General features: G+C 65.7%; 22 protein-coding genes. 15 read left to right on the plus strand and 7 right to left on the minus strand.

The window, feature by feature from the left end; genetic code table 11:
* Positions 1 to 418: 418 nt before the first annotated feature.
* From HMPREF3088_RS08665 to HMPREF3088_RS08675, 3 genes are read left to right on the plus strand one after another with little or no spacing between them, the layout of a single operon-like run.
* Positions 419 to 1,165 carry a glycosyl transferase family 9 gene (locus HMPREF3088_RS08665; RefSeq protein ID WP_070759458.1) on the plus strand — a complete coding sequence of 249 codons (747 nt, stop codon included), beginning with the start codon at positions 419 to 421 and terminating at the stop codon, positions 1,163 to 1,165.
* Positions 1,102 to 1,854, plus strand: coding sequence for an energy-coupling factor transporter transmembrane component T family protein (locus HMPREF3088_RS08670; RefSeq protein ID WP_070759460.1), 753 nt, complete (start codon positions 1,102 to 1,104; stop codon positions 1,852 to 1,854). Before HMPREF3088_RS08665 ends, HMPREF3088_RS08670 begins: the two co-directional genes overlap by 64 nt.
* Positions 1,855 to 1,858: 4 nt before the next feature.
* A complete protein-coding gene (locus HMPREF3088_RS08675; protein ID WP_070759461.1) occupies positions 1,859 to 2,977 on the plus strand; it encodes an ATP-binding cassette domain-containing protein in 1,119 nt (372 codons plus the stop codon).
* Positions 2,978 to 3,011: 34 nt separating this feature from the next.
* On the opposite strand, the gene HMPREF3088_RS08680 is transcribed toward HMPREF3088_RS08675, so the two are convergent.
* Entirely contained in the window at positions 3,012 to 3,467 is a 456-nt protein-coding gene (locus HMPREF3088_RS08680) for a Rieske (2Fe-2S) protein (protein ID WP_070759463.1), read from the minus strand.
* A 162-nt stretch (positions 3,468 to 3,629) separates the two neighbouring features.
* Between HMPREF3088_RS08680 and purT the strand changes: the two genes are divergently transcribed.
* Positions 3,630 to 4,943, plus strand: coding sequence for a formate-dependent phosphoribosylglycinamide formyltransferase (gene purT, locus HMPREF3088_RS08685; protein ID WP_070759465.1), 1,314 nt, complete (start codon positions 3,630 to 3,632; stop codon positions 4,941 to 4,943).
* A gap of 67 nt (positions 4,944 to 5,010) precedes the next feature.
* Positions 5,011 to 5,904, plus strand: coding sequence for an oxygen-dependent tRNA uridine(34) hydroxylase TrhO (locus HMPREF3088_RS08690; protein WP_070759468.1), 894 nt, complete (start codon positions 5,011 to 5,013; stop codon positions 5,902 to 5,904).
* A 7-nt stretch (positions 5,905 to 5,911) separates the two neighbouring features.
* Here HMPREF3088_RS08690 and HMPREF3088_RS08695 read toward each other — a convergent pair whose 3' ends face one another.
* Positions 5,912 to 6,475, minus strand: a complete 564-nt coding sequence (locus HMPREF3088_RS08695) for a GNAT family N-acetyltransferase (protein ID WP_070759470.1) — start codon at positions 6,473 to 6,475, stop codon at positions 5,912 to 5,914.
* Positions 6,476 to 6,650: 175 nt separating this feature from the next.
* Positions 6,651 to 8,114, minus strand: a complete 1,464-nt coding sequence (locus tag HMPREF3088_RS08700) for an FAD-dependent oxidoreductase (RefSeq protein WP_070759472.1) — start codon at positions 8,112 to 8,114, stop codon at positions 6,651 to 6,653.
* 289 nt (positions 8,115 to 8,403) lie between these two features.
* Between HMPREF3088_RS08700 and HMPREF3088_RS08705 the strand changes: the two genes are divergently transcribed.
* Both HMPREF3088_RS08705 and HMPREF3088_RS08710 read left to right on the plus strand, forming a co-directional pair.
* Positions 8,404 to 10,083 carry a nitrite/sulfite reductase gene (locus HMPREF3088_RS08705; protein WP_070759474.1) on the plus strand — a complete coding sequence of 560 codons (1,680 nt, stop codon included), beginning with the start codon at positions 8,404 to 8,406 and terminating at the stop codon, positions 10,081 to 10,083.
* Entirely contained in the window at positions 10,080 to 10,289 is a 210-nt protein-coding gene (locus tag HMPREF3088_RS08710) for a hypothetical protein (RefSeq protein ID WP_015381947.1), read from the plus strand. Before HMPREF3088_RS08705 ends, HMPREF3088_RS08710 begins: the two co-directional genes overlap by 4 nt.
* A 225-nt stretch (positions 10,290 to 10,514) precedes the next feature.
* On the opposite strand, the gene HMPREF3088_RS08715 is transcribed toward HMPREF3088_RS08710, so the two are convergent.
* The gene (locus HMPREF3088_RS08715) at positions 10,515 to 11,804 is read right to left on the minus strand and encodes a D-serine ammonia-lyase (protein ID WP_070759476.1); all 1,290 of its coding nucleotides are present in this window, start codon (positions 11,802 to 11,804) and stop codon (positions 10,515 to 10,517) included.
* Positions 11,805 to 11,814: 10 nt separating this feature from the next.
* Positions 11,815 to 12,888, minus strand: coding sequence for an alpha/beta fold hydrolase (locus tag HMPREF3088_RS08720; protein ID WP_083317381.1), 1,074 nt, complete (start codon positions 12,886 to 12,888; stop codon positions 11,815 to 11,817).
* A 909-nt stretch (positions 12,889 to 13,797) separates the two neighbouring features.
* Between HMPREF3088_RS08720 and HMPREF3088_RS10515 the strand changes: the two genes are divergently transcribed.
* The 8 genes from HMPREF3088_RS10515 (at position 13,798) to HMPREF3088_RS08755 (ending at position 22,166) form a co-directional block, all read left to right on the plus strand.
* On the plus strand, positions 13,798 to 14,007 hold the full coding sequence (locus tag HMPREF3088_RS10515; RefSeq protein ID WP_168167049.1) for a hypothetical protein: 210 nt from the start codon (positions 13,798 to 13,800) through the stop codon (positions 14,005 to 14,007).
* 202 nt (positions 14,008 to 14,209) lie between these two features.
* A complete protein-coding gene (locus tag HMPREF3088_RS08725; RefSeq protein WP_210401517.1) occupies positions 14,210 to 15,061 on the plus strand; it encodes a phosphoadenylyl-sulfate reductase in 852 nt (283 codons plus the stop codon).
* Positions 15,058 to 16,020, plus strand: coding sequence for a sulfate adenylyltransferase subunit CysD (gene cysD / locus HMPREF3088_RS08730; RefSeq protein ID WP_083317382.1), 963 nt, complete (start codon positions 15,058 to 15,060; stop codon positions 16,018 to 16,020). Before HMPREF3088_RS08725 ends, cysD begins: the two co-directional genes overlap by 4 nt.
* A complete protein-coding gene (locus tag HMPREF3088_RS08735; RefSeq protein ID WP_070759478.1) occupies positions 16,020 to 17,369 on the plus strand; it encodes a sulfate adenylyltransferase subunit 1 in 1,350 nt (449 codons plus the stop codon). The genes cysD and HMPREF3088_RS08735 overlap by 1 nt, the downstream gene beginning before the upstream one ends.
* Entirely contained in the window at positions 17,369 to 18,136 is a 768-nt protein-coding gene (locus HMPREF3088_RS08740) for a sirohydrochlorin chelatase (protein ID WP_070759480.1), read from the plus strand. Before HMPREF3088_RS08735 ends, HMPREF3088_RS08740 begins: the two co-directional genes overlap by 1 nt.
* Positions 18,133 to 19,203: a sulfite exporter TauE/SafE family protein gene (locus HMPREF3088_RS08745; RefSeq protein WP_070759482.1), complete on the plus strand. Its 1,071-nt coding sequence runs from the start codon at positions 18,133 to 18,135 to the stop codon at positions 19,201 to 19,203. The genes HMPREF3088_RS08740 and HMPREF3088_RS08745 overlap by 4 nt, the downstream gene beginning before the upstream one ends.
* Before the next feature lie 296 nt (positions 19,204 to 19,499).
* Positions 19,500 to 20,861: a phosphate acetyltransferase gene (gene pta, locus HMPREF3088_RS08750; RefSeq protein ID WP_371441316.1), complete on the plus strand. Its 1,362-nt coding sequence runs from the start codon at positions 19,500 to 19,502 to the stop codon at positions 20,859 to 20,861.
* A 63-nt stretch (positions 20,862 to 20,924) separates the two neighbouring features.
* Entirely contained in the window at positions 20,925 to 22,166 is a 1,242-nt protein-coding gene (locus HMPREF3088_RS08755; RefSeq protein ID WP_070759486.1) for an acetate kinase, read from the plus strand.
* Between the two features lie 259 nt (positions 22,167 to 22,425).
* Here the strand turns inward: HMPREF3088_RS08755 and HMPREF3088_RS10895 are convergent, their stop codons facing one another.
* Both HMPREF3088_RS10895 and moaC read right to left on the minus strand, forming a co-directional pair.
* Positions 22,426 to 23,721, minus strand: coding sequence for a molybdenum cofactor biosynthesis protein MoaE (locus HMPREF3088_RS10895; protein WP_083317383.1), 1,296 nt, complete (start codon positions 23,719 to 23,721; stop codon positions 22,426 to 22,428).
* Positions 23,714 to 24,226: a cyclic pyranopterin monophosphate synthase MoaC gene (gene moaC, locus HMPREF3088_RS08770; RefSeq protein WP_070759488.1), complete on the minus strand. Its 513-nt coding sequence runs from the start codon at positions 24,224 to 24,226 to the stop codon at positions 23,714 to 23,716. The genes HMPREF3088_RS10895 and moaC overlap by 8 nt, the downstream gene beginning before the upstream one ends.
* Positions 24,227 to 24,273: the final 47 nt, after the last annotated feature.

Raw genomic sequence — 24,273 nt, forward strand, 5'->3', positions numbered from 1 at the left:
GCGGTCGTGCCCAACCCGAAGGCGCAAGAAAGCATGAAACCCCGGGTGATATTTCCTAGCGGCTGTGGCAGTGGTGACCCACAGACTGGTGGCTAGGCGAATATCTCAGGCAAAACCAACGGTTCCTACCGACCGTGTCCGGGGCTCCAGGGGTCGGCAGGTGCTCGCGGCGAACCGTTGTGCGTTGAGTGATATAAAACACTAGACAGCTTGGTCTGTCAACTGCTGTGTAAGAAACAGTGCTCGACCAGTCAGGTTGAGTGTGGCGTCCACCCCGCCCGGCCGCGCGGGAAACCCGGCGTGATCATTTGACGAAACTTAGGCTGATCGACCAGGATGTTTGAGCAACTTTCCACGTTTCCCGCGCCGAGGTGACATAGGCTTTTCGGGGATCACTTCAACCCTGTTTGGAATAGCTATGTCACGCATGCAAAAAAGCCTTCTCGGCCTGGCGGTTCTCATCATCGCCGCGACGTGGTTGACCCTCGTCATCTCCCAGCCCACGGACTCGAATTGGGAGTCGCTGGCTGACTCCCGCAGCTCCACGATCGCGCTCGTGGGCTTCTTGGTTCCGGCGATTCTTGCCCTGATCGCGGTCGTGCCGCAGCTGCCGGTGCGCACCCTCTCGCTGATCCCGGTGGCCCTGGCGCTGAACATCATTACCGGCCAGGTCATCGGCACCATGGGCCTGCCGCTGCCGCTGTACCTGGACTCCATCGGCACCGTTTTGGTCGGCGCGCTCGCCGGCCCCTGGGCGGGCCTGGTCACAGGTGTGCTGAGTTCCCTGGTGTGGGGCACCTTCAACCCGACCGTCGTGCCCTTCGCCGCCGCCTATGCCTTCGTCGGCGTGGCCTCCGGTCTGCTGCGCAAGCTCTTCGTCGGCACGTGGTGGCGCGTGGGTGGGGCGGGCCTCGTCGTCGGCTTCATCACGGCGCTGCTCTCCGCGCCGGTGGCTTCCTTCATCTTTGGCGGCACCGCGGGCACCGGAACCGGCCTGCTGGTCACGGCTTATCGCGGCCTCGGCTTCGACCAGCTGACTGCTGTGTTCCTGCAGTCCTGGACCTCCGATCCGATCGATAAGCTCATCGTCTTCACCATCGTGTGGCTGGTGCTGCGCTGGCTGCCGAAGCGCACCCGCGTGACCTTCAGCCCCGAGAGCAAGTGAGAAAACTCCACCCCTATACGCCGCTGACCGCCGCCATCTGCGCGGTGGTCGTGGTGTTGCTGGCCCACAAGCTGGTTGTCTCGCTCACCGCGCTGGGGATCGCCGCCCTGCTCGCAGCCTTTTTCCGGACTGCTCGTGGCCCGCTGTTCGCGGCGGTGCTGCTCGCGATCCCGACCACCGTGGGCCTGTTTTTGATGCACGCCCCGTTTGGTCAGCACCCCGTTTTCGGTCCGCTGACCTCCGACGGCATGCAGCTTGCGGGCTTGCTCTCCCTGCGCCTCTTTGGTGCCGCGGCGATTGGTTTGACCCTGGGTTCCTTCGTGGATGGGGACCGGTTGATGCGGGCGATGCAGGAGCAGTTCCCCGCGAAGATCGTTTACGTCGTGGGCTCGACCATCCGGCTGTATCCGATGGCCCGGGCACGGGTGGAGACGCTGCACCAGATGTTCACGGCCCGCGGGGTGAACACCGCAGGGGTGCGTGGAAAGCTGAACTTCGTGATGCCCCTGATCGTGGGGCTGGTGGACGACGCCGCGCAGCGCGCTCGGCCCCTGCAGCGCACCGGGATCGGGGAGCCCGGCCCCCGCACTGTGCTGAACCCGGTTGCGAACCCGATGGGGCAGCGTGTCCTGCGCTGGGTGTTGATCGCCGCCACGTGTGCGGCCGTCGTCTGGATTGGAGTGAGCTAGCGCCATGCCAGTGACCCGTTTTATCTGGGGCGATGGGCTATCGGACCACGCCTGGGAAGCAGCGGAGGCGACGGGGGCCGCCTGGGTGGGGAACAACGCCTCCGCCCACATTTCGCTGCTGCGCGCCACGGTGGCCGAAGAGCTGGCCTTCGGCATGGAGCAACAGGGCGTGTCGCGGGAGCAGATGCGCCCCCGCGTGGACCAGGCCCTTCAGACCTGGGGTTTGCAGCACGTCGCGGGCCAGGACCCGATGCGGCTGTCCACCGGGCAGACCCGCCGCATGGCGATCGCCCAAGCGCTGTTGACCCGTCCCGGGGCGCTGGTTCTCGACTGCCCGCTGGACGGGCTGGATACCGCTGCGGTCAACCAGCTCGCCGAGGTGCTAGACGCCTATCCCGGCGAGGTGACGGTCTACGATCGCCGCCCGTCCGCGGTATCCGAGGCAGCAGTTCAGCAGTTCCAGCTTTCCGACGGCGAGTTGCGTCAGCGGCCGATTCCGGAGTTCGACCTGCCGGTTTTCCCTCCCCGTACCCGCTCCGACGAGGCCAGTGCTCACGCCAGCGTCGACGACGTCGCCGCGCAGCGGCTCGCGCTGTCTGCCCGGAACATCCAGGTTCGTGGCCTGGGGCCGTTTACGGTGGACGCCCCGGCGGGCCAGGTCACCCACATCGCTGGGCCCAATGGTTGCGGCAAGACCTCTTTGATGCTGGCGGCACTTGGCCTGGTCGACTACGAGGGCACCATCATGGTCGGCCGCTGTGGCTGGGCACCCACCGCGCTGGACCAGTCCTTCCTCTACCGCCGGGTGATCGATGAGGTCGCTGGCGACCGGAAGGTGCTGGAAATCTTCGGCCTGGAGAAATGGGCCGAGGAGCACCCCTTGGACGTTCCCACCTCCGACCGTCGGTTGGTGCTGGTGGCAGCGACGATGGCGGGCCAGCCGGACGTCCTGCTGCTCGACGAACCGACGGTGGGCCTGGACGTGGACGGTCACCGCAAGCTGTTGGAGGGCATCGACGCCTTCGTGCGGCAGGATCGCAAGCCCGCGGTGCTGTGGACCTGTCACGACCAACGGGTGGCGGACGCGGTGAGCGACCGCTCGATCGTCATCGCGCAGGATTAGAACACCCAGGCCACAGCCCTGGGAGGGAACGCGGTTAGTTGATGACCTCGACGGCGTCCCCGTTGACCTGGACGTCGCTGGACAGGGCCATCGGGTCGCGGGAGGGCCCCTCCACCACATCGCCGGTGGCGGTGTCGAAGACCGAGCCGTGCTTTGGGCAGATCGCGACGGTCATGCCGTCCTGCTCGGCGATCTGGTCGATGCGGCCGCGGGCGTGCGGGCACTCGGTGGAGAAAGCCATGAACTTATCCTTCTCCGGCTGCGCGATGATCCAGTTATCGATGATCTTCGCCCCGCCGACTGGGATATCCGCCTTCGCGGCCTTCGCCACGGTTTCCTCACCCGCGCAGGCGGCGAGTAGCGCGCCCGCGGCCGTAGCTGCCGTTGCGAGTGCTGCGCCGCGCAGCAGGCTGCGGCGGGAGCAGGAGAACTGGCCGGCGCCGGTGGCCGAAGGGGAGGTGAACTGGGGGCTGGAAGACTGCGAGCTCATGGCTCCATTATGGGCGCGCCAGAACGGCAAAGCCACTAGCGCGGGATGCCCGTGTCTGCGGTTGGGGCTGCGCGCTCTGAAGCCCCGGGATCGCTGCCCGGGTGCCTGATGATCGCGAAAGCGGATTAGACGCGCCCGCGTTGCCAGCTAGAATTGCGCATCATGTACACCCCACAAGCGATCGGCACCCCCAACAGTGACTGCGCGACAGTCGTTATGATCCTGGGAGCCGGTGAGCTCGGCCGTGAGTTGACCATCGCCCTCCAGAGGTTCGGCGTGGAGGTGCACGCCGTGGACCGCTACCAGGGCGCGCCCGCACACAACGTGGCCAATCACGCGCACGTGTTAGACCTCATGGACGGCGACGCGCTGCGCGAACTCATCACCGAGGTCCGCCCGCACATCGTGGTCCCGGAAATCGAGGCGCTGGCGGTGAACGTCCTCGCTGAACTGGAAGAGGAAGGCGCCGTCACCGTCGCTCCGACGGCGCGAGCCGCGCAGCTGACGATGGACCGCGAGAAGATCCGCACGATGGTCAGCGAGGAGCTTGGCATCCCCACGGGCGTGCACCGCTTTGCATCAACCCCCGAGGAACTGCACACCGCGGCCGAAAAGATCGGTTTCCCGTGCGTGGTCAAGCCGGTCGTGTCCTCCGCGGGGCGGGGTCAGAGCTACGTCGCCAGCGCCGATGAGCTCGACGCCGCCTGGGACTTCGCGCTCTCCGACGTGCGCGTGAACTGCGAGAAGGTCATCGTCGAGCAGTTCGTCCCCTTCGATTACGAGATCACCCTGCTCACGGTGCGCAGCATCGACCCGGTCAGCGGCCAGCCCGCCACGTGGTTCTGCGAGCCCATCGGCCACCGCCAGGACCTCGGCAAGTACGTGGAGTCCTGGCAGCCGGCGACGATGGGGGACTCCGCGCTCGATAATGCCCGCTCGGTGGCGGCTCGCGTGACCAACGCCCTGGGCGGCCGGGGAGTGTTCGGCGTGGAGCTGTTCATCAAGGGCGACGATGTGTACTTCTCCGAGGTCTCACCGCGGCCACACGACACGGGCATGGTGACCATCGGCACGCAGCGCTGCAGCGAGTTCGAGCTGCACGCCCGTGCGATTCTGGGTCTACCGATCGATACGACTCTGATCTCCCCGGGCGCCTCCGCCGTGGTCCTCTGTGAGGACCTGCCGGAAGGTGCTGCGGTGGAGTATCACGGCCTGGCCGAAGCGCTCGCCGTCCCGGAGACGAAGGTCCGCCTCTTCGGAAAGCCGGTCGGCTACAACCGACGCCGCATGGGCGTGGCCGTGTCCACTGCGGAGACGATCGAGGATGCCCGCGACCGGGCCGCCGATGCCGCCGGGGCGATCAAGATCCGGGCAGCAGAGGCCGCCCACGAGGCCCACGCGGCAGCCGAGGACGCCGGGCACGAGGCTGAGGACGATGCCGACCTGCCGACGGGCGAGCAGCCCGCGGTGGACTAGCCTGCCACCGTTGGTGCAGCTCCCGGCGGTTTAGGGCGTCCCCGCTGGTGGGGCTACACTTTGAGGCATGGCTGTTAGCGCGACCGACCTCAAAGAATCCCGCATCCTGCTGTACTACTGGTTCACGCCCATCGCGGACCCCACGGCGATCATGCTGTGGCAGAAGCAGCTCTGTGAAAACCTCGGCCTGACCGGGCGCATCCTCATCTCCGAACACGGCATCAATGGCACCGTGGGCGGCTCCCTGCACGCCTGCAAGCAGTACGCGCGCCGAACCCGCGAATACCCTGGCTTCAAAGGCATGGAATTCAAGTGGTCGCAGGGCGGGGCGGATGACTTCCCACGCCTGTCCGTCAAGGTGCGCGACGAGATCGTCGCCTTCGGCGCGCCGGGCGAGCTGAAGGTGGACGAGAACGGCGTCATCGGGGGAGGAACCCACCTGAAGCCGGAAGAGGTCAACAAGCTGGTCGAGGAGCGCGGCGACGACGTCGTCTTCTTCGACGGACGTAACGCGATGGAAGCCGAAATCGGCCGGTTCAAGAACGCCGTCGTCCCTGATGTGGAGACCACCCACGACTTCATCAAGGAACTGGAGAGCGGCAAGTACGACTGGATGAAGGACAAGCCGGTTGTTAGCTACTGCACCGGCGGTATCCGGTGCGAGGTGCTCAGCGCGCTGATGAAGAACCGTGGCTTCGAGGAGGTCTACCAGATCGACGGCGGCATCGTCCGCTACGGCGAGAAGTATGGCGATAAGGGCCTATGGGAGGGCTCGCTGTACGTCTTCGACAAGCGCATGCACATGGAGTTTTCCGAGGACGCGAAGCAGCTGGGCTTCTGCAAGAACTGCGGGGCGGCGACGAATACCTTCCACAACTGCGAGAACTCCGAGTGCCGCGAACAGGTCCTGCTGTGCGAGGACTGCGCGGCCGACCCGGCGGTGACCTGCGGGGAGTGCTAGCCGCCGGCTAGTCGAGCTCGAGCTGCATCTCCACGTGGTCGATGCCCTCGACGTCGAAGGGCTCGCCCACGGTGGCGAAACCGTAGCCCTCGTAGAAGGGCACGGAGTGGCTCTGTGCCTCGATCTTTACGATCGACTTCTGGGTCGTGGGGTCCAGGGCGGCGGCGCGCTCGCGGACGACCTCCAGGGAGCGCGCGACAAGGTTGTGCGCGATCCCGTAACCGCGCAGGTCCGGGTGGACGCAGAGGCGGCCGATGTGCTGCTCCTCCGGCGGTCCGAAGACTCGCACGGTGCCCACGAGCCGCATGGGGGAGCCGGGGTCCGCGGTGCCCCACGGGTAGTCCGGGCCGCTGCCGGGGTGGACGTATGCCAGCAGGTGATGGGTCTCCGGCAGGGCGTCCTGGTCGTCGATCTCCGGGAATGCGGCGCGCTGTTCATTAACGAAGACGTCCACCCGCAGCTTGTAGAGGGCGTGGACCTGGTACGCAGGCATGGACAGCAGGGTTCGCCCGGTGATGTAGACCTTTGGGCCTTCTTCTACGGCGTCGTTTTCCAGAGTCATGAATCGCATGTTACCTAAGCCACACGGGCTCTGAGAGAGAAAAGAAACCCCCACGCAATACGGGGGTAGAGCTGTACCTTTGCAGTCAAAATGTTAGTTTTGACTAGCTACCGGAATTGAGCTTTCTCCGAAAGCGTGGGGGTAGCCGACGCGGGGTTTGGGGCCGCGCCGGCCGAGGGGGTGTTTACTCCCCGGTGTACTTGGAGTGGTGGTGCATCTCGTCCCACTCGCGGACCTTCTTGCGCTCGCGACCCTCGGCCTCGCCGAGTTCGCGCTCGTGCTTGTCCAGGGCGTACCAGCCCTCCCAGTCGGTCCAGGAGATGTTCTTGGATTGCAGCAGCTCCTCAACGCTCTCCAGCTCCGGCTTGGCTGGCTGGAAGCCGATGCCCTTTGCGACGTCGGTCAGCAGGTTGTCGACGGCCTCGTTGGCGTCACCCTTGGTGTTACCGATCAGGCCGACGGGGCCGCGGCGGATCCAGCCGGTGGCGTACACGCCCGGCAGGGTCTCGCGCTTCTCCGCCTCCGGGTCAGCGCTGCCCGGCACGCCCGCGATGCCGTCTGCGGTGGGGCCTTCGGCGAGGACGCGGCCGCCGACGTTCGGCAGGACGTTCTCGTTGGCGTCCCACGGCAGGTCGGCCTGCTGGTCAGACTTGTAGCCGACGGTGCGGTAGACCGCGCCGACTGGCCATTCGCGGGTCTCGCCGGTGGTGGAGACGGAGCCGTCGCCGTTGAGCTTCGTGCGCTCGGTGACCAAGGCGGTGACATTGCCCTGATCGTCGGTCTTGATCTCCTTCGGGGATTCGAAGAAGTGGATGTAGACGCGGTGCGGCTCCTCGCCTGGGTCGGCGATGGCGTACTGCTCCAGCAGGGAGCAGACCATGTCGGTGATCTTGGAGCCGCGGCGAGCTTCCTCGGAGGCAGCGTCGTACTGGATGTCCTCCGGGTCGACGATGACCTGGATGGTATCGGAGTAGCTGAGCTCCTTCAGTTCCAGCGGGGTGAACTTCGCCTGGGCGGGGCCGCGGCGGCCGAAGAGGTGGACCTCCTTGGCCTTGTTCTTCTTCAGGGATTCGTAGACGTTGTCCGGGATTTCGGTGGTGAGCAGTTCGTCGCCGGTCTTCGCGATGACGCGCGCGACGTCGAGGCCGACGTTGCCCACGCCGATGACGGCGACGGACTCGGCGTCCAGATTCCAGTCCTCGGAGAACTTCGGGTTGGCGTCGTAGAAGCCGACGAACTCCGCGCCGCCGTGGGAGGCCTCTGCTCCCGGCAGGTTGAGGTCGCGATCCTTGGTCGCGCCGGTGGCGTAGATGACGGAGTCGTAGTGCTGCTTGAGCTCCTCGAGGGTGACGTCCTCGCCGATGTTGACGTTGCCGAAAAGGCGGATCTGCGGCTGGTCGAGGACACGGTGCAGGGAGCGGATAATGCCCTTGATGCGGGGGTGGTCGGGTGCGACGCCGTAGCGGATGAGCCCGAATGGGGCTGGCATGCGCTCGAAGATGTCCACGCTCACGCCGTCGAAGGTGGTGCCGCCGTTGCCCTCCGGGATGGTGGCCTTGGCGAGGGCGTTGGATGCGTAAATGCCGGCTGGGCCAGAGCCGATGACCGCGATGCGGAGCGGACGAGTGTTCTTTGCTGCGTCTGACACTTTTATTCAGGGTCCAATCGTTGGTTCTAAGTGCATATTCTTTACCCACCAAGCTAATCCCACTGCGGGGGGATTGCGAGATTCTGGGGGGTGGATCACAACAGAGTGTAGACAGCATTGTCTATTTTACGCAATTGAATTCGCTGAAATTGCTTGCGACCTTGTGGTCCGGCGGTTTAGTGTGTGCAGTTATAGACCGCACGGTCTGTCTAGTGTAGGTTGATCTGCAGCCCGCGCTGCGGATCCAGACAAGACCGCCACAACGCACGATCAACTGGAGAAATTCACCATGACCGCAACCACCACCACCCGACCGAGGCCGAAGCGTAAGCCCCGGCCGCAAGGCCAGTGGCTCGTCGACGGCACTACTCCGCTCAACGACGACGAGAAAATTAAGCAGGAAGACGCCGGCCTCGGCGTCATCGACCGCATTCGCGAGACCTACGCGAAGCAGGGTTTCGATTCCATCCCGAAGGAGGACCTCGCGCCCCGCTTCAAATGGGTCGGTCTTTATACCCAGCGCCGTCCCGGCCTCGACGGCGTGGCCACCTCCACGCTGAGTACCGAAGAGCTGCAGGACAATTACTTCATGATGCGCATCCGCCTCGACGGCGGACTAGTCAGCAGCGAGCAGCTGCGCGTCATCGGCGAGATTTCTAGCGACTACGCCCGCGATACTGCGGACTTCACCGACCGCCAGAACGTCCAGCTGCACTGGATCCGCATCGAGGACGTCCCGACCATCTGGGACAAGCTCGAGGCCGTCGGGCTGGATACCAACTTCGGCTGCGGCGACGTCCCGCGCGTCATTCTGGGCTCCCCGGTCGCCGGTATCGCCGCCGACGAGATTATCGACGCCACCCCGGCCATTCACACCATCAAGGAAGAACTACTTACCAGCGGCGAGTTCGACAACCTGCCACGCAAGTTCAAGTCCGCGATCAGCGGCAATTCCCGCCAGGACGTCACTCACGAGATCCAGGACCTGGCGTTTATCGGCTCGAACCACCCGGAACACGGCCCCGGCTTCGACGTCTGGGTCGGCGGCGGGCTGTCCACCAACCCGATGCTTTCCCAGCGCCTCGGCGCTTGGGTGCCCCTGGAAGAGGTCCCGGAGGTGTGGGCCGGCGTGGTCCGCATCTTCCGCGACTACGGCTACCGCAAGGTCCGCAACCGCGCGCGTCTAAAGTTCCTCGTCGCCGACTGGGGTATCGAGAAGTTCCGCACGGTGCTGGAGGAGGACTACCTCGGCCGCAAGCTCGTCGACGGCCCGGACCCGGGCGAGTACCCCGGCTACCGCGACCACGTCGGCATCCACGAGCAGCGGGACGGCAAGGTCTACCTGGGGGTGAAGCCCACGGTGGGGCACACCGACGGCGCCCAGCTGCAGCGACTCGCGGAGCTCGCCGAATCCTATGGCTCCACGCGCCTGCGCACGACCCCCGATAAGGAGCTGCTCTTCCTGGACCTGGCCCCGGAGAATGCAGACAAGCTCGCCGCCGAGCTGGAGAAGGAGGGCCTGTCCGCGAAGCCTTCGGCCTTCCGCCGCGACATCATCAGCTGCACCGGCCTGGAGTTCTGCAAGCTCGCGCACGTCGTGACGAAGCAGCGTGCCATCCAGCTGGTCGACGAGCTGGAGGAGCGGGTCGGTGACCTCGACGTCCCGCTGAAGATCTCCCTGAACGGCTGTCCGAACTCCTGCGCCCGTTCCCAGGTCGCGGACATCGGTCTATCCGGCAAAGTGCTGACCGACGAGGACGGCAACCGCGTCGAGGGATTCCAGGTGCACCTGGGCGGCAAGGTCGGCCTCGAGCCGGGCTTCGGCCGCAAGCTGCGCGGCAACAACGTGTTCTCCGAGGACGTCGGCGACTACGTGGTCCGCGTCGTGGAGAACTTCAAGGAGCAGCGCGAGGCTGGCGAGGAGTTCAGCTCCTGGGTCGCCCGCGCTGAGGAGGAGGCCCTGCGATGAGTGTTCCCGATACTGATTCCCTGCCACCGGTGAACCAGGCCATCGGTGGGAAGTCCGGGCACAGCAACGGTCGGCGTGCGACCGTGAACTTCTGCCCCTACTGCATGGGGGAGAACTTGTTTCCGACCACGGAAACGGATAATTCCTGGCAGTGCCGCGAGTGCCGTCGTGAGTTTTCAGTGAAATTCCACGGCCTGCTGGCCTAAACCAAAGCGCTGGTTACACGGTGAATCCCTGGCCTGCGGTACTTATACCGCGGGCCGGGATTCTTGGCACCTGGTACGCCGAGCACGCCCACGAGCTCCTCTACCGGGTGTCTGACCAGTCGGGCGCAGGTCTTTCGCCAGCGCTGTAATGGATGAGTAAGAACTCAATAGCGCAGTGGCCGCGGGTTCTCCCCGCGGCCCTTGCTTTATTTGGACGGGGTAGCCCTAGAGCAATTCCTCGCCGCGGGCGATGTAGCTAGCCATCTCGTCTTCTGGCACCATCGCCCCGCCCGTGATCCAGGCCAGGTGAGTACCCGACCGGCCAATGGCGCCGGGACCGAAGAAGCTGGTCGCGGAGCTCGGCTCGCACTGCACATCCTCGGAGCGGTCGAAGAGCGCCACGCCGCGGAACATGTTCTCGTCGCTGACGGTGTAGTAGCCGTCGATGAGGTACTGCATCCGCTCGCCGACGAAGCCGGAGGGCCGCCCCACGGCAAGCCCATCGGCGGCGGTGACGTTGTCGATGCCGAAGTCCTGCACTGCCAGCTGGTCGTGGGCGCCGGTGTGCACCCCGATGAACATGGCGGGGGAGTGGGTGGGCTCGGCTAAGTAGCAGCGCGCCGCGTCTCCGAAGATGGCCTTGATACCGAATGCGACACCACCCGGGCCACCGCCAACCCCGCAGGGCAGGTAGACGTGGAGTGGTTCCTTCTCGGTGATCCGGACGTCCATGGCCTGCAGCTGGCCGGCCAGCCGCGCCCCGGCGACCGCGTAACCGAGGAAGAGGGAGACGGAGTTCTCGTCGTCGACGAAGTAGACGCGCTCGTCGTCCTCGGCGGCTCTGCGACCAGCGGCGACGGCGACGGAGTAGTCCTGCTCGTACTCCACGACCTCCACGCCGTGGGAGCGCAGCAGGTCTTTCTTCCACTGCCGGGCATCCGCGCTCATGTGGACCGCGGCCTGGAAGCCCAGCTTGGCGCTCATGATGCCGATGGACAGCCCCAGGTTGCCGGTGGACCCCACGGCCACGCGGTGCTGGCCGAAGAGCTCGCGGGCCTCGGCGGAGTCGAGGAGCCGGTAGTCGCTGTCTAGGGTGATCAGGCCGTGGTCCAGGGCGAGGGCTTCAGCGTGCTGGAGGACCTCGTAGATTCCGCCGCGGGCCTTGATGGACCCGGAGATCGGCAGGTGGGAGTCGAGCTTCGCCCACAGCTGCCCCTTGATCTGCTGCCCGGTGAGGTCCTCGATCGCTTCCTTCATCGCGGGCACGTGGCGCAGCGGAGATTCGATGACGCCAGCACTCGGCGCGGTCTCCGGGAAGACCTGCTGCAGGTAAGGGGCGAAGCGCTTCAGCCGGTCCGCGGCGTCCTGGATCTGGTCCGGGCCGATCCCGACGTGCGCCAGTCCCTCTTCGGCGCGGGGCAGGTCGGGCTTCAGCCACAGGGTCTCCTCGAGCGCGACGAGTCGCTCAAGGAGGGGGTAGTCGGTGATCCACTCTTGCGGGGTTCGGGTTGCCATGGCGCCCAGCTTAGTGAGCTTTGTTGCACATCTCTGCCAGTCGCGCGATCGCCGCGTTGACCTCCTTCGGTGCCTCCAGAGGGAGCATGTGGCCCGCGTTGCCGACCTCGACCAGCTCCGCGCCCGGCCACACATCGATGATCTTTTTGGCCTGTTCGCGTGAGGTGACGTCGTCGTTATCTCCGACAAGGACGACCCCGGGCAGACCGGAAAGATACGGGACGGCGTCGTACTCATCGTGCCCGCGCAGGTCATCGAGGAAACCCAGGTACGTGTCCAACGGCGTTTCGTTGATCATGTAGGCGTGCAGGTCGATGACCTGGCGGTTCGTGGGTCGGGAGAACACCGCGATCGCGAGCGCCGGGGCGATCAGGCCGGCGATCTTGTCGCGCACCCGGCGCACCCGCTTCGGCGAGGCCTTCAGCAGCCCGGCCAGCCAGCCGACGATGCGCAAGTTCAGCAGCTCTGGGATACCGTTCGCAGCGAAGCGGTCGATCGCGGTGGATACCTGCACGAGCCCAGCGATGCGCTGCCGCACGTCCTCCGGGGCATGTCGCAGCGCGGCGAACGCAATTTGCCCGCCGAGGGAGTGGCCGACGAGGATCAGCTTTCCGGCCGGCGCACGCTCGGCGAGAACGGCCAGGACGTCCTCCGCAGCCGTTTCCGTCGAACACAACGAGGGTGGCACCGCACCAGTCTTGCCGTGACCGCGCAGGTCGAGGGTGAGGAGACGCACGCCCGGCAGCTTCTTACGCAGTCCGCGGAACTGGCGGTACCAGGAGTCCGCGCCGAGGGTGAAGCCGTGGATGAACACGATCGTCAGCGGTTCCGCGTTGCCCGTCTCTGCAGTCGAGCCGTGGCCGGGGCCGACCTCGTACCAGTGCAAGGGGATGTCCGTGCCGTGGTCGGCGACGGTGAGGACGCCGGTGGCATCGAGGTCACGGATCCCCGGCCTGACCTGCCGCGGTGTGCTGGACTTCGGGAAGAGGCGGGCTTTCTTCTCCTCGACCCGGGAGCGGACCTCCGTGGCTAGGCTGCTCACGGAGTTGCGCGCGATGCGGGCGAGGTTTTTGGCGTGCTTCATGGGCCTTGAACCTTATGGTGAGCGGATTGACCGCTTCAAGAATAGCGTGTGAGATTTCTCTGCTTTTCAGCAAGCGCGATGAGCGAGCTTGCCGATAGTGGCGCGAAGAGACAGTTGTTAAGACCAAGAACCCCTCGGGTCTTGCTGGTAAATGCGTCGCACTTTACTTCCTCGGAGAAACCAGCCGGGTATGTTTTCGTCGATTGCGGCGAGCACGGTGATCATGTCGTTCAAGCGTCGATTGACTCGGACATCCAAAAGGTTTTCGTGATGTGCCACACGGTTCCTGAGATCAGTGACCCGTCGGTAGTTATCCCCTAAGCTGATGCCATCCTGGGGAATGGAATGTCCGTCTTGTTGAGGAGCAAGTCTTAAACGCGGAAATGCGACTGTGTACGCGTTGGACCATAGCGATGCAGCCGCTTCCTGTTTCTTTGGGCTCATCTGATGACGGGGGAATGCTCCGAGCAAGGCAGCCCAGTTTCCCAGTGTCAATTGGGCGACGACATCGTCGTGAATGGGTTTCGCATTTTTCCGTGGATGCCGAGGAGGCCGGTTTCGAGCCGCCTTAGCGGTATTTTTTCGGGCATCAGTTGGAGAGCCTCTTAACTGGTCATGGGGCAGTGTATTCTCAGTGATGAGCATAGGACTTGCTCCTCGCAAATACCCCGCAGCGCCTGCTGATTTTTCAGCAGGCGCTGTTGTCATCTGCAGAACCCATCACCTTTCGTTAGTCGTGCGGGTGGCCAGGGTGCGGGCCAGATTCTCGGCCTTGGATTCGAGGTTTCTGGCTGTGCCAACGATTGCGGTGTGGAGTGGTTCCGGGCGTTGGGTATCGCCCGCAGTAGTCCGCGGGCGATGGTGGTAGCGGCCTCGCCCGTGCTGAGCGCTCCCTTGAAGGAGTCCGGCATGACGGCAAACGTCATGGCTTCGAGTGAAAATCCTTCATCAGACATGGGCGGGAAAGTACTAAGCCGAAGCCCTGAAGGGCCTCGGCTTGGGGGAGCTTCGGTGGTGAGGAGGATATTTGTGGGGTTGATGCTATCGGACGGCGGATTGCTTCGTTATGGGGGCTATATTTTCGCCATTTTGAGCCGGGAAGTAGACCATGCGGTCTAAGTAAATGCGCAGGTAGTGGTCTTTTTCTCGGGCGTGCTTTTGCGCTTCTATTGCATGTGTCACAATTCCCGCCTAGTATGTGCCCTAATCCTAGACCGAGCGGTCTGTCTGGCTTTCTCCTCCTTCGAGGGGAGGCCGGGCTCACCACACGGCAGAACAAACGACGACAAGCACGACGACAAGAACCCACCGAGGAGCCGCAGTGCCGGAGCGCAATTCCCAGGCAGGCATCACTCAACAGTCTCAGCCCCTGTTGAGCCTCAACACCCACAACGAGAACTGGCGTGACCCCGAGATCAGCCCCGCCCAGGCAGATGGGCGGCCTGCCCAGACCACAACCACCCCGATCCCCGACGATCGCCGCCACTACCACGAGGAGCTGGTCGCCACCTGGAAGGATGAGCTGGAAAACGCCAGCGCCGCAGAGATCCTCTCCTGGGCAGCCGAGAAGCTCGACGGGCCCGTGGCCATCACCCTCAGCATGCAGGACACGATCCTCGCCGAGCTGACTCAGCGAGCCTTCGATGGCAAGCAGGCAGACGCTGAGCTCGTCTTCCTCGACACCGGGTACCACTTCCCGGAAACCCTCGACACCGCCGCCGCCGTCGAGGATCGTTACAACTTTCCGCTGCGCCGCATCACCCCAACCCTGAGCCGTGCGGAGCAGGACGACGTGTACGGGCCGAATCTGTACCAGCGCAACCCCACGGCTTGTTGCCGAATGCGCAAGGTCGAGCCACTGGCGAGGATGCTCGACCCCTTCGAGGCCTGGGTCTCCGGCGTCCGCCGCGTCGACTCCCCGCTGCGTGCCAACACCCCGGTCATCGAGGTGGACCGCACCGGCCGGTTGAAGCTCAACCCGATCGCGGCATGGACCGACGACGACGTCCAGCGCTTCATCGAAGACAACGACCTCATCATCAACCCACTGACTAAGCAGGGCTACCCGTCCATCGGCTGCGCCACCTGCACCCTGCCCGTTGCCGAGGGGGAGGACCCCCGCTCCGGACGCTGGGCAGGAACCAACAAAACAGAATGCGGACTACACGTATGAGCACCACGACTATCACCCCAGAACAGACCAACCCAGAAGAGACCAACGCACAACAGAACACCGAGCTCTCCAGCCCGCACCTCGCGGAGCTGGAGGCCGAATCCCTCCACATCCTTCGGGAGGTCGCCGGCCAGTTCGACCGACCGGCACTGCTTTTCTCCGGCGGCAAGGACTCCGTCGTCGTCCTGGAACTAGCCAAGCGGGCCTTCCACCCAGCACCGGTGCCCTTCGAGCTGCTGCACGTGGACACCGGCCACAACTTCCCGGAGGTTCTCGAGTTCCGCGACCGCATCGCTGCCGATCCGTGCATCAACCTGCACGTCGCGCACGTCCAGGACTGGATCGATAGCGGTGCGCTGCAGGAGCGCCCGGACGGTTCCCGCAACCCGCTGCAGACCGTCCCCCTCGTCGAGACCATCCAGCAGCGCGGTTACGACGCAGTCCTCGGCGGCGCTCGCCGTGACGAGGAGAAGGCACGCGCTAAGGAGCGCGTGTTCTCCATCCGCGATGGCTTCGGTGGCTGGAACCCCCGCCGTCAGCGCCCCGAGCTGTGGGGTCTGTACAACGGCAAGCTGCAGGCTGGCGAGAACATGCGCGTCTTCCCGATCTCCAACTGGACTGAGGCCGACGTGTGGCACTACATCCGCGACCGCAAGCTCGAGCTGCCGCCGATCTATTACTCCCACCAGCGGGAGGTCTTCAACCGTGGCGGCATGTGGCTCTCCGCCGGCGAGTGGGGTGGGCCCCGCGAGGGCGAGGAGACGGTCACCAAGACGGTCCGCTACCGCACCGTGGGCGACATGTCCTGCACCGGCGCGGTGCTTTCCGACGCCACCACCCCGCAAGAGGTGATCGAGGAAATCCTCACCTCCACCACCACCGAGCGCGGCGCGACCCGCGCCGACGACAAGCTCTCTGAATCCGCCATGGAAGACCGCAAGAAGGAAGGCTACTTCTGATGACCGCCCCGACCACCCTCACCGAATCCACCACGACCACCGGGGCCGAAAAGGCGAGCGCAACCACGGCGACGTCCTACGAGGAAGCTCCGACCCTGCGCCTGTGCACCGCCGGCTCCGTCGACGACGGCAAGTCCACCTTCGTGGGCCGCTTGCTGCACGACACCAAGTCCATCCTGGCCGACCAGTTGGAGTCCGTGGAGCGTGTCTCCGCCGCCCGTGGCCTGCAGAACCCCGACCTCTCGCTGCTGGTCGACGGCCTGCGCGCCGAGCGCGAACAGGGCATCACCATCGACGTGGCCTACCGCTACTTCGCCTCCGACCGCCGCAGCTTCATCCTCGCGGACACCCCGGGCCACGTTCAGTACACCCGCAACACCGTCACCGGCATGTCCACCTCCGACCTGGTGGTCATCCTCGTCGACGTACGTAACGGCGTGATCGAGCAGACCCGCCGCCACCTCACCGTCGCCGCCCTGCTGGACATCCCGCAGGTCGTCGTCGCCGTGAACAAGATCGACGCGGTGGACTACTCCCAGGAGGCCTTCGAAACCACCGCGGGCCAGGTGCGTGAGCTCGTCGACGAGCTGCGCGGCGCCTTCGGCGAGGAGAAGCTGCCGGTCGTGGACATCGTCCCGATCAGCGCGCTGGTGGGCGACAACGTCGTCTCCAAGTCCGAGAACACCCCGTGGTACGAGGGCGAATCCGTGCTGACGATCCTCGAGGACGCCCGTCCCGCCGCTGTGGCCACCGAGGAGTTTCGCTTTCCGGTGCAGTTCGTCATTCGGGACCACGCCACCGACTACCGGGGCTACGCCGGCCGCATCACCTCCGGCGAGGTCGCGGTCGGGGACGCGGTTCATGCTGGTTTCCGCAGCTCCCGCGTCGCTGGCATCGATACCCCGGACGGCCCGCAGCAGCGCGCCACCGCCGGGCAGTCCGTCACTCTCCGCCTGGAGGATGAGCTGGACATCTCCCGCGGCTCCATCCTTTCCGACGAGACCCTGCCCGAGCCGGTCACCCAGTTCTCCGCGCTGGCCTTCCACCTGGCGGACGCGCCGGTGCGCGTCGGTTCCAACCTGCTGCTGCGCTACGGTCCGGCAGAGGTCCGCGCCCGCGTGCTGGGCATCGACGAGCAGCTGAGCATCGCCGATGGCGCGGCTGCGGAGGCGGGGGCGGCCGGGGATCCTGCCACCGCCCTGGAGCAGAATGACGTCGCCCGCATCCGCGTGGCGGTGGCCGACCCGCTGCCAGTGGAGGCCTATGTCCGGGGCGGTCAGACGGGCTCCTTCCTGCTGATCAACCCCTCGACCGGGGATACATTGACCGCGGGCTTGGTGAGCAGCTGATGTTTGCCGAGTCTTTCGCCCAGCCTGAGCCGGTGATCGTGCTGGCTCATGGCTCGCGACGCCGCGGTGCTGAGGAGGTCGTGCACGCGATTGCCCGCGAGGTTGGCGCGCGTGCTGCTTTCCTGGACTTCTCCGAGTTCACCTTGGATGCCGTGGTCGGCGAGCTGCGAGCCGCTGGTCACCGTCGGGCTGTTGTCATGCCCTTGCTGTTCACCAGCGCCTTCCACCTGCGCAAGGACGTCCCCGCGGCGATCGCGGAGGCGGAGCGGAACCACGGGGTGGCCCTGCGCGCCACCGAGCCGATTGGCTTGGGCACTGATGTGGCTGGGCTCCTCGTGGGGCAGTGGCGAAAGGCTCACGGCCACCGCGCGGTGGCCGCTTCCGTGGGAGACGCGGTGGTGTACGCCGTCGGATCCTCTGTGCCGGGTGCCAACGAGGCGGTCGAGGATTTGGCCGCCGAGGTCGGCCGCTTGCTGGGGATTCCCGCCCGGGCGATCTTCGCCACCGGCGGGGGAATTAGCGTGGCCCAGCACCGCGAGGCGCTGGACCAGCGCGCTGGGGCGCAGGCCGCACCCACCGCGGTGCTGCCGCTGTTCTTCGCCCCGGGCCTGCTGCTGGATAAGGGAGTCGATGTGCCGGGCACCATCGCTGCGGGCCCACTCGGTACCGCGATCGCCCCGCTGGTGACCGCACGGGTGGCGTCCCTGACCGGCGTGGCTGATGGTGTCACTGCGAGCCACTGGACTGCGGAGAGGGTGCCGGCATGAGGAAGATCCTGCTTTTCGCCATCGCTGGTCTGGCTGCACAGCTCGTCGATGGCGCCCTGGGCATGGCCTTCGGAGTCACCGCCACGACGGTGCTGCTGATCACCGGCATTGGCCCTGCCGCGGCCAGCGCTGCCGTGCACCTCGCCGAGGTGGGCACGACCGCCTGCTCCGGTGCGGCCCACTGGAAGCTCGGCAATGTGCACTGGCCGGCCGTTTTTGCCCTCGGCGTGCCGGGCGCGATCGGCGCCTTCCTGGGCGCGACGGTGCTCTCCAAGATCTCCACCGCGGCCGCGGAACCCGTGGTGACGAGCTTCCTGCTGCTGCTCGGATTGTGGCTGCTTTTCCGCTCGCTCTTCCTCTCCAGCGCCACGCAGGCGTCGAAGACGAAGGAGGAAAAGCAGCGGGACACCGCGCGCCGGGCACCTCGCTCCCGCATCGGCCTGGGGGTTCTTGGCATCACCAGCGGCTTCCTGGACGCCAGCGGTGGCGGCGGTTGGGGGCCCATGACCACCTCTACGCTGCTGACGGTCGCTAAGACTCAGCCGCGGAAGGTGATTGGCACGGTCAACGCCGCGGAGTTCCTCGTTTCTATTGCAGCATCCGCGGGGTTCATCTTCGGGCTGGGCCCGCAGTTCCTGTCCCTGTGGCAGCCAGTGGCCGGCCTGCTGGTCGGTGGTGTGATCGCCGCGCCGATCGCGGCCTGGGCTGTCAGTCGCGCCAACTCTACCGTCCTCGGTGGCCTGGTGGGGCTCCTGCTCGTGCTGCTGAACTCTTCCCGCCTGGTCGCCGGGGGAACGGTGAGCCTGCGCGCGGTGGAGATCGGCCTGGCCGTCCTCGCCGTCATCGTTCTCTGGGGCCTGTGGCGAGGCAAGGCCGGGGCACGCGCTAAGTCGGTTGCCAAGGGCTCCGCTGAGACGGACATCGCGGGCGCTGGCGCAACGCCGACTGCCCAGGCGGACGCAGAAGGCTCCGCTGAGATGACGGCAGGCAAGCAGGGCGTGGATTCGGATGCGGGTCGTTACGCCGACCAGCGCTATAGCCGGGTGCACGCAGGGGAACGGCGCTAGCGCACTCGGGGGTGCTGCCGTTTTCGACCCCCTGAAGGCTCAATCATGGGGATAGATAGGGGTAGGAAAGGGGTGTAGAGGATCGCGAAGCGGACGTGCGTTGTGACGCGCGTTACGTTATGGTTTCACCTAGAAAGTGAAGCCGATCACAGTAATAGTGGCGGGCTGCGAGCCCACCACTGACATAAGAGAACTGTGGTCGGCTAACCGCTACGAAGCCCTGGAGGATGAACTAGGTGACCGTCCAAGCAGTCGTAAGCCCCCTGGCTAGCGCAGCAGCGCAGCGCCCCAAGATCATCGAGGCAGCTAACGCCGGTGGCGGCAACAGCGCCGACCTTTTCGAACACATCCGTCCGTCCCACCCGGACTTCCCCCAGGCCCTGGAATTCGGCAGCACCACCAGCGCCGACGTCCTCGTTGGTACGGGGTCCGTCTCCTTCGACGCCCGCCTCGCCGGCGCGCTGGGTGCCTCCCACATCCTCGTCGCAGGTTCCGACGCCGACCGCATCTCCGTGCAGCAGTCGCTCGGCCAGCTCGTCCGCATCGGTCGTGTCCCGGCGGGCATCGCCATGCTGGAGGGGCCAGCCAGCACCTCCTCCGCGCTGGAATGCGAGGGCGAGGCCATCAGCTACGTCGAGCTGGGCAACGTCCACAAGTCCGAGACCCGCGAGCCGATCGTCGGCCCGGAGCTCTTCGAGCGCAACCTCATCATCCAGGCCCGTGAGAAGAACGCACACATCGTCCTGCCGGAGGGCGACGACGACCGCATCCTGCAGGCAGCCCACCAGCTGCTGGAGCAGAACGTCTGCCGCCTGACCATCCTGGGCGACCCGAGCGCGATCGCGCACCGTGCCCGCGAGCTGCAGCTGGACCTCTCGGGCGCGACGCTGACGGACCCGAATAGCGGTACCCAGCTCGAGGAATTCGCCCAGGACTTCGCGGAGCTGCGCAAGGCCAAGGGCGTGACCCTCGACGAGGCGCGGGAGACCATGAAGGATATCTCCTACTACGCCACGATGATGGTTCACAAGGGCCTGGCTGACGGTCTGGTCTCCGGTGCGGCGCACACCACCGCGCACACCATCCGCCCGAGCTTCCAGATCATCAAGACCGCCCCGGGTGCGTCCGTGGTCAGCTCCATCTTTCTCATGGTCATGGACGGCTACCTGTGGGCCTTCGGTGACTGCGCGGTTAACCCGAACCCGACCTCCGAGCAGCTCGCCGAGATCGCCGCGGTGTCCGCGAAGACGGCCGCCCAGTTCGGCATCGACCCGAAGGTCGCGATGCTGTCCTACTCCACCGGAACCTCCGGTGCGGGCGAGGACGTCGAGGCCGTCGCCGCCGCCGTCGAGAAGGCGAAGGCAGACAACCCGGACCTGCAGCTGGACGGACCACTGCAGTTCGACGCGGCTGCCGTCGCCTCTGTCGGTAAGAAGAAGATGCCGGAATCGGACGTGGCGGGCAAGGCCAACGTCTTCATCTTCCCCGATCTGAACAGCGGAAACATCACCTACAAGGCGGTGCAGCGCACGGCGAACGCGTTGGCGGTCGGCCCGATTCTGCAGGGCCTGAACAAGCCAGTCAACGACCTGTCCCGTGGCGCGACCGTCCCGGACATCGTCAACACCGTGGCGATCACCGCGATCCAGGCCGGCTAAGCACCCGACTATAAAACCACCACTCACCCCTCACCACTGCCCCCCCCCGAAAGGACAATCATCATGGCACCCTCCGAGCACGATCCAGCAGCAGGCGAGATCGAATTCGTCCTAGTTCTGAACTCCGGTTCCTCCTCCATCAAGTTCCAGGTCTTGGACCCGAGCGCAGATGCGCACGAAGAGCCGTTCATCACCGGCATCGTCGAGAAGATCGGTGAGCCGAAGGGGCACATCAAGATCGCCACGGCCACCACGAAGATGGAGGACTCCCGCCCGATCCTGTCCCACTCGGTGGGCCTGGAGCGTGCATTCGGCATGATGTCCCTGCTGGGCTGCGGCCCGCAGGACCTGAACCTCATCGCGGTGGGTCACCGTGTCGTGCACGGTGGTGCCACCTTCTCTGAGCCCGTTCTCATCGACGACCAGGTCGTCGCCGAGATCGAAAAGCTCGTCCCGCTCGCGCCGCTGCACAACCCAGCCCACCTCGACGGCATTAAGAACGCCCGCGCACTGCTGGGCCACGTGCCGCACGTCGCGGTCTTCGATACCGCGTTCTTCTCCACCCTGCCGGAGTGTGCCTCCCACTACGGCCTCAACAAGCAGGTCGCAGACGAGTACAACATCCGCCGCTACGGCTTCCACGGCACCAGCCACGAGTTCGTCTCCCGTGCGATCCCGAAGATCATGGGCCGCGAGCCGGAGAAGGTCAACCAGATCACCCTGCACCTCGGCAATGGTGCTTCTGCGGCGGCCATCCGCGGCGGCAAGGCGGTCGATACCTCGATGGGATTGACGCCGCTGGCTGGTCTGGTCATGGGCACCCGTACCGGTGACATCGACCCGAGTGTGATCTTCCACCTCGCCCGTTCTGGCGGCATGAAGGTCGACGAGATCGATAACCTGTTCAACCGGAACTCCGGTCTGAAGGGCATCGCGGGGGTCAATGACTTCCGCGAGATCAAGGATCTGATGGATCAGGGCGATCACGACGCCCGCCTGGCCTACGAGGTCTACATTCACCAGCTGCGTCGCTTCATCGGCTCTTACATGCTGATCCTGGGCCACACGGATGCGATCACCTTCACCGCTGGTGTCGGCGAGAACGCTGCGTTCGTGCGTAAGGATGCGATGGCCGATCTGGAGGGCTTTGGCATCAAGATCGACGAGGACCGCAACCTCAACAAGGAGGGCGTGGAGGGCCCGCGTGTGATCTCCACGGATGACTCGACGATTAAGGTCTTCGTGGTTCCGACCAACGAGGAGCTGGCTATCGCGCGGTACGCGATGGAGCTCGCCGAGCAGTAGGCCTCGCCGAGCAGTGAGGGGGTAGCTGGTGGCTTGCGGGCCACCAGCTTTTTCCTTTGTTTTGCACTTCCGTGATGCGCTTTCCCTCAGCCGCGTTTTGCCCGCTCTCATATGCGTTTTGCAGAGATGAATGTCGCTTTTTGGGTGTTTTCCGACCTTAAACTCTGCAAAACGGGAGGGGCGAGGGGTGCGGGAGCGGAAACGGGGGAAGGGAGGTCGCGCGAGGGCGGAAACGGGGACGGGCGAGGGGCGCGGGGCTTTAGCTATCGAGGCCGACCCAGGTGGTGGCCCCGCTGCGGAGTTTTTGCTCCTTCCAGATCGGCACGCGGGCCTTGACCTGGTCCGCCATCTCCGCAGTGGCGGCAAACGCCGGACCCCGGTGGGCCGCAGCGATGACCACCAGGAACGCCATGTCGCCGACCTCCAGCGAGCCAGTGCGATGCGCCACCCAGGCGCGGACCTGGGGGTGCGCGGCCACGACCTCCTCAGCTACCTCGCGCAGCACGTGCGTCGCCGTGGGGTGGCAGGTGTACGTCAGGTGGTCCACAAGCTGCCCACCATCGTGGTCCCGGACTGTGCCCTCGAAGGTGCTGACCGCGCCCATCGCGGGCGTGATCGTCGCAAATTTTGCCGAGCTGAGCAGCGACTCCAGTGGCTGATCCGTGATCATGGTATTCACCACGACGCCCACCTGCTCGGCCACGTGCGGGGGATCCGCGATGAAGGAGCCGTCCGAGCTGTGGCAGCAACCCGACGGTGGGGTGATGGAGTAGACCTCGTGTTCAGCACCCGGCTTGTCGGTCACGCTTTCGACCTCCTGCGGCACCGAACCGGCAGTGTTCCGCGCGCGCTCGTGGTCGCCCTCGCCGGCGAGCTGCGCCAGTAGGTGCTCGAGGACGCCATCCAGCACTGTCAGCCCATCTTTCACACCGCCGCGAGAGCCCGGCAGGGTCATGACGAAAGCACGCTCGGTGTTGCCGCGATCTGCACCATGACGCCGATCTGCGCTATGACCCTGCCCGTCGGCACCACGCTCTGCCGCGCCATCCTGCGCAGCGGAGCCCGCGCCCTGTGCCACGCTCCCTGCGCCACAGGCGGGGCGATCGACCACACCAGCGACGCAGCGCGAGAGCGCAGCGGTGGGGATCTTCTCCGCACCCACCCGGAAGAATTCCGCGGCAATGCCGGGCAATGGTCGGGTGATGTAGCGCTCCACGGCCTCCACGGTCACGTCCGTGGGGGAGACCCCGGTGCCCCCGGAGGTGAGCACCACGTCGGGCAGCGTGCCGAACTCGGGGATCGCGGCCCCGGTACCAGCAGCACCAGCGCCACCGTTCCCGGTGAAGAGCTGCTCGATGACCGCGGGAACGTCTGCGTCCGCGACGATCAGCGCATCCGGGGTCTCGATCCCGCGCTCCCGCAGCCAGCTGACGGCCAGTGCGCCGGAGCGGTCCTTGTACTCGCCGGCGGCCGCCCGCGTCGAGGCCACGATCACCAGGCCCGTGCGCCCCGCATTCCTCGCGCGCAGGTCCTGCGCCGATCCTGCACTAGTCATCGACGCTCCAATCCCCGGACTTCCCGCCGGCCTTCGCCAGCACCCGCAGGCCCGTGATCTCGGCATGCTTATCCACGGCCTTGATCATGTCGTACACCGTCAGAGCTGCGCTACTCACCGCCGTGAGCGCTTCCATCTCTACGCCGGTGACACCACGGGTCTTCACCGTCGCGATGATCCGCACGGCAGGGGAGGGCTCGGTGACTTTCTCGAAGTCGATGGTGATCTTGCCCAGGGGCAGCGGGTGGCATAGTGGAATGATCTCCGGGGTCTTCTTCGCGCCCATGATCCCGGCAACGCGCGCTACCGGCAGCGCATCCCCCTTCGGGAGGCCGGCCTGGTCGCCGTCCCCATCCTGGAAGATCATGGCCAGGACGTCCTCCCGGGTCCGCAGGAAGCCCTCCGCCGTCGCGGTGCGGGTGGTCTCGGACTTGCCGGTGACGTCCACCATGTGGGCGGAGCCATCACCGCGCACATGCGTCAGCTGCGGCTGCGGGTCGGACATATTCTCCACGCTCCTTGGGGCCAAGAACTAGCTTTCGCTACACAGCT

Source organism: Corynebacterium sp. HMSC22B11 (assembly GCF_001815965.1).
Taxonomy (GTDB): Bacteria; Actinomycetota; Actinomycetes; order Mycobacteriales; family Mycobacteriaceae; genus Corynebacterium.

Bases quoted from the DNA above. Each gene is read 5' to 3' on its own strand.
- HMPREF3088_RS08665 (WP_070759458.1), top strand. From the start codon at position 419: ATGTCACGCATGCAAAAAAGCCTTCTCGGCCTGGCGGTTCTCATCATC.
- HMPREF3088_RS08720 (WP_083317381.1), bottom strand. From the start codon at position 12,888: ATGAAGCACGCCAAAAACCTCGCCCGCATCGCGCGCAACTCCGTGAGC.
- HMPREF3088_RS08695 (WP_070759470.1), bottom strand. From the start codon at position 6,475: ATGCGATTCATGACTCTGGAAAACGACGCCGTAGAAGAAGGCCCAAAG.
- HMPREF3088_RS10515 (WP_168167049.1), top strand. From the start codon at position 13,798: ATGACGGCAAACGTCATGGCTTCGAGTGAAAATCCTTCATCAGACATG.
- HMPREF3088_RS08710 (WP_015381947.1), top strand. From the start codon at position 10,080: ATGAGTGTTCCCGATACTGATTCCCTGCCACCGGTGAACCAGGCCATC.
- HMPREF3088_RS08740 (WP_070759480.1), top strand. From the start codon at position 17,369: ATGTTTGCCGAGTCTTTCGCCCAGCCTGAGCCGGTGATCGTGCTGGCT.
- purT (WP_070759465.1), top strand. From the start codon at position 3,630: ATGTACACCCCACAAGCGATCGGCACCCCCAACAGTGACTGCGCGACA.
- HMPREF3088_RS08680 (WP_070759463.1), bottom strand. From the start codon at position 3,467: ATGAGCTCGCAGTCTTCCAGCCCCCAGTTCACCTCCCCTTCGGCCACC.
- HMPREF3088_RS08735 (WP_070759478.1), top strand. From the start codon at position 16,020: ATGACCGCCCCGACCACCCTCACCGAATCCACCACGACCACCGGGGCC.
- HMPREF3088_RS08690 (WP_070759468.1), top strand. From the start codon at position 5,011: ATGGCTGTTAGCGCGACCGACCTCAAAGAATCCCGCATCCTGCTGTAC.
- HMPREF3088_RS08745 (WP_070759482.1), top strand. From the start codon at position 18,133: ATGAGGAAGATCCTGCTTTTCGCCATCGCTGGTCTGGCTGCACAGCTC.
- HMPREF3088_RS08675 (WP_070759461.1), top strand. From the start codon at position 1,859: ATGCCAGTGACCCGTTTTATCTGGGGCGATGGGCTATCGGACCACGCC.
- cysD (WP_083317382.1), top strand. From the start codon at position 15,058: ATGAGCACCACGACTATCACCCCAGAACAGACCAACCCAGAAGAGACC.
- HMPREF3088_RS10895 (WP_083317383.1), bottom strand. From the start codon at position 23,721: ATGACTAGTGCAGGATCGGCGCAGGACCTGCGCGCGAGGAATGCGGGG.
- HMPREF3088_RS08755 (WP_070759486.1), top strand. From the start codon at position 20,925: ATGGCACCCTCCGAGCACGATCCAGCAGCAGGCGAGATCGAATTCGTC.
- HMPREF3088_RS08715 (WP_070759476.1), bottom strand. From the start codon at position 11,804: ATGGCAACCCGAACCCCGCAAGAGTGGATCACCGACTACCCCCTCCTT.
- HMPREF3088_RS08705 (WP_070759474.1), top strand. From the start codon at position 8,404: ATGACCGCAACCACCACCACCCGACCGAGGCCGAAGCGTAAGCCCCGG.
- moaC (WP_070759488.1), bottom strand. From the start codon at position 24,226: ATGTCCGACCCGCAGCCGCAGCTGACGCATGTGCGCGGTGATGGCTCC.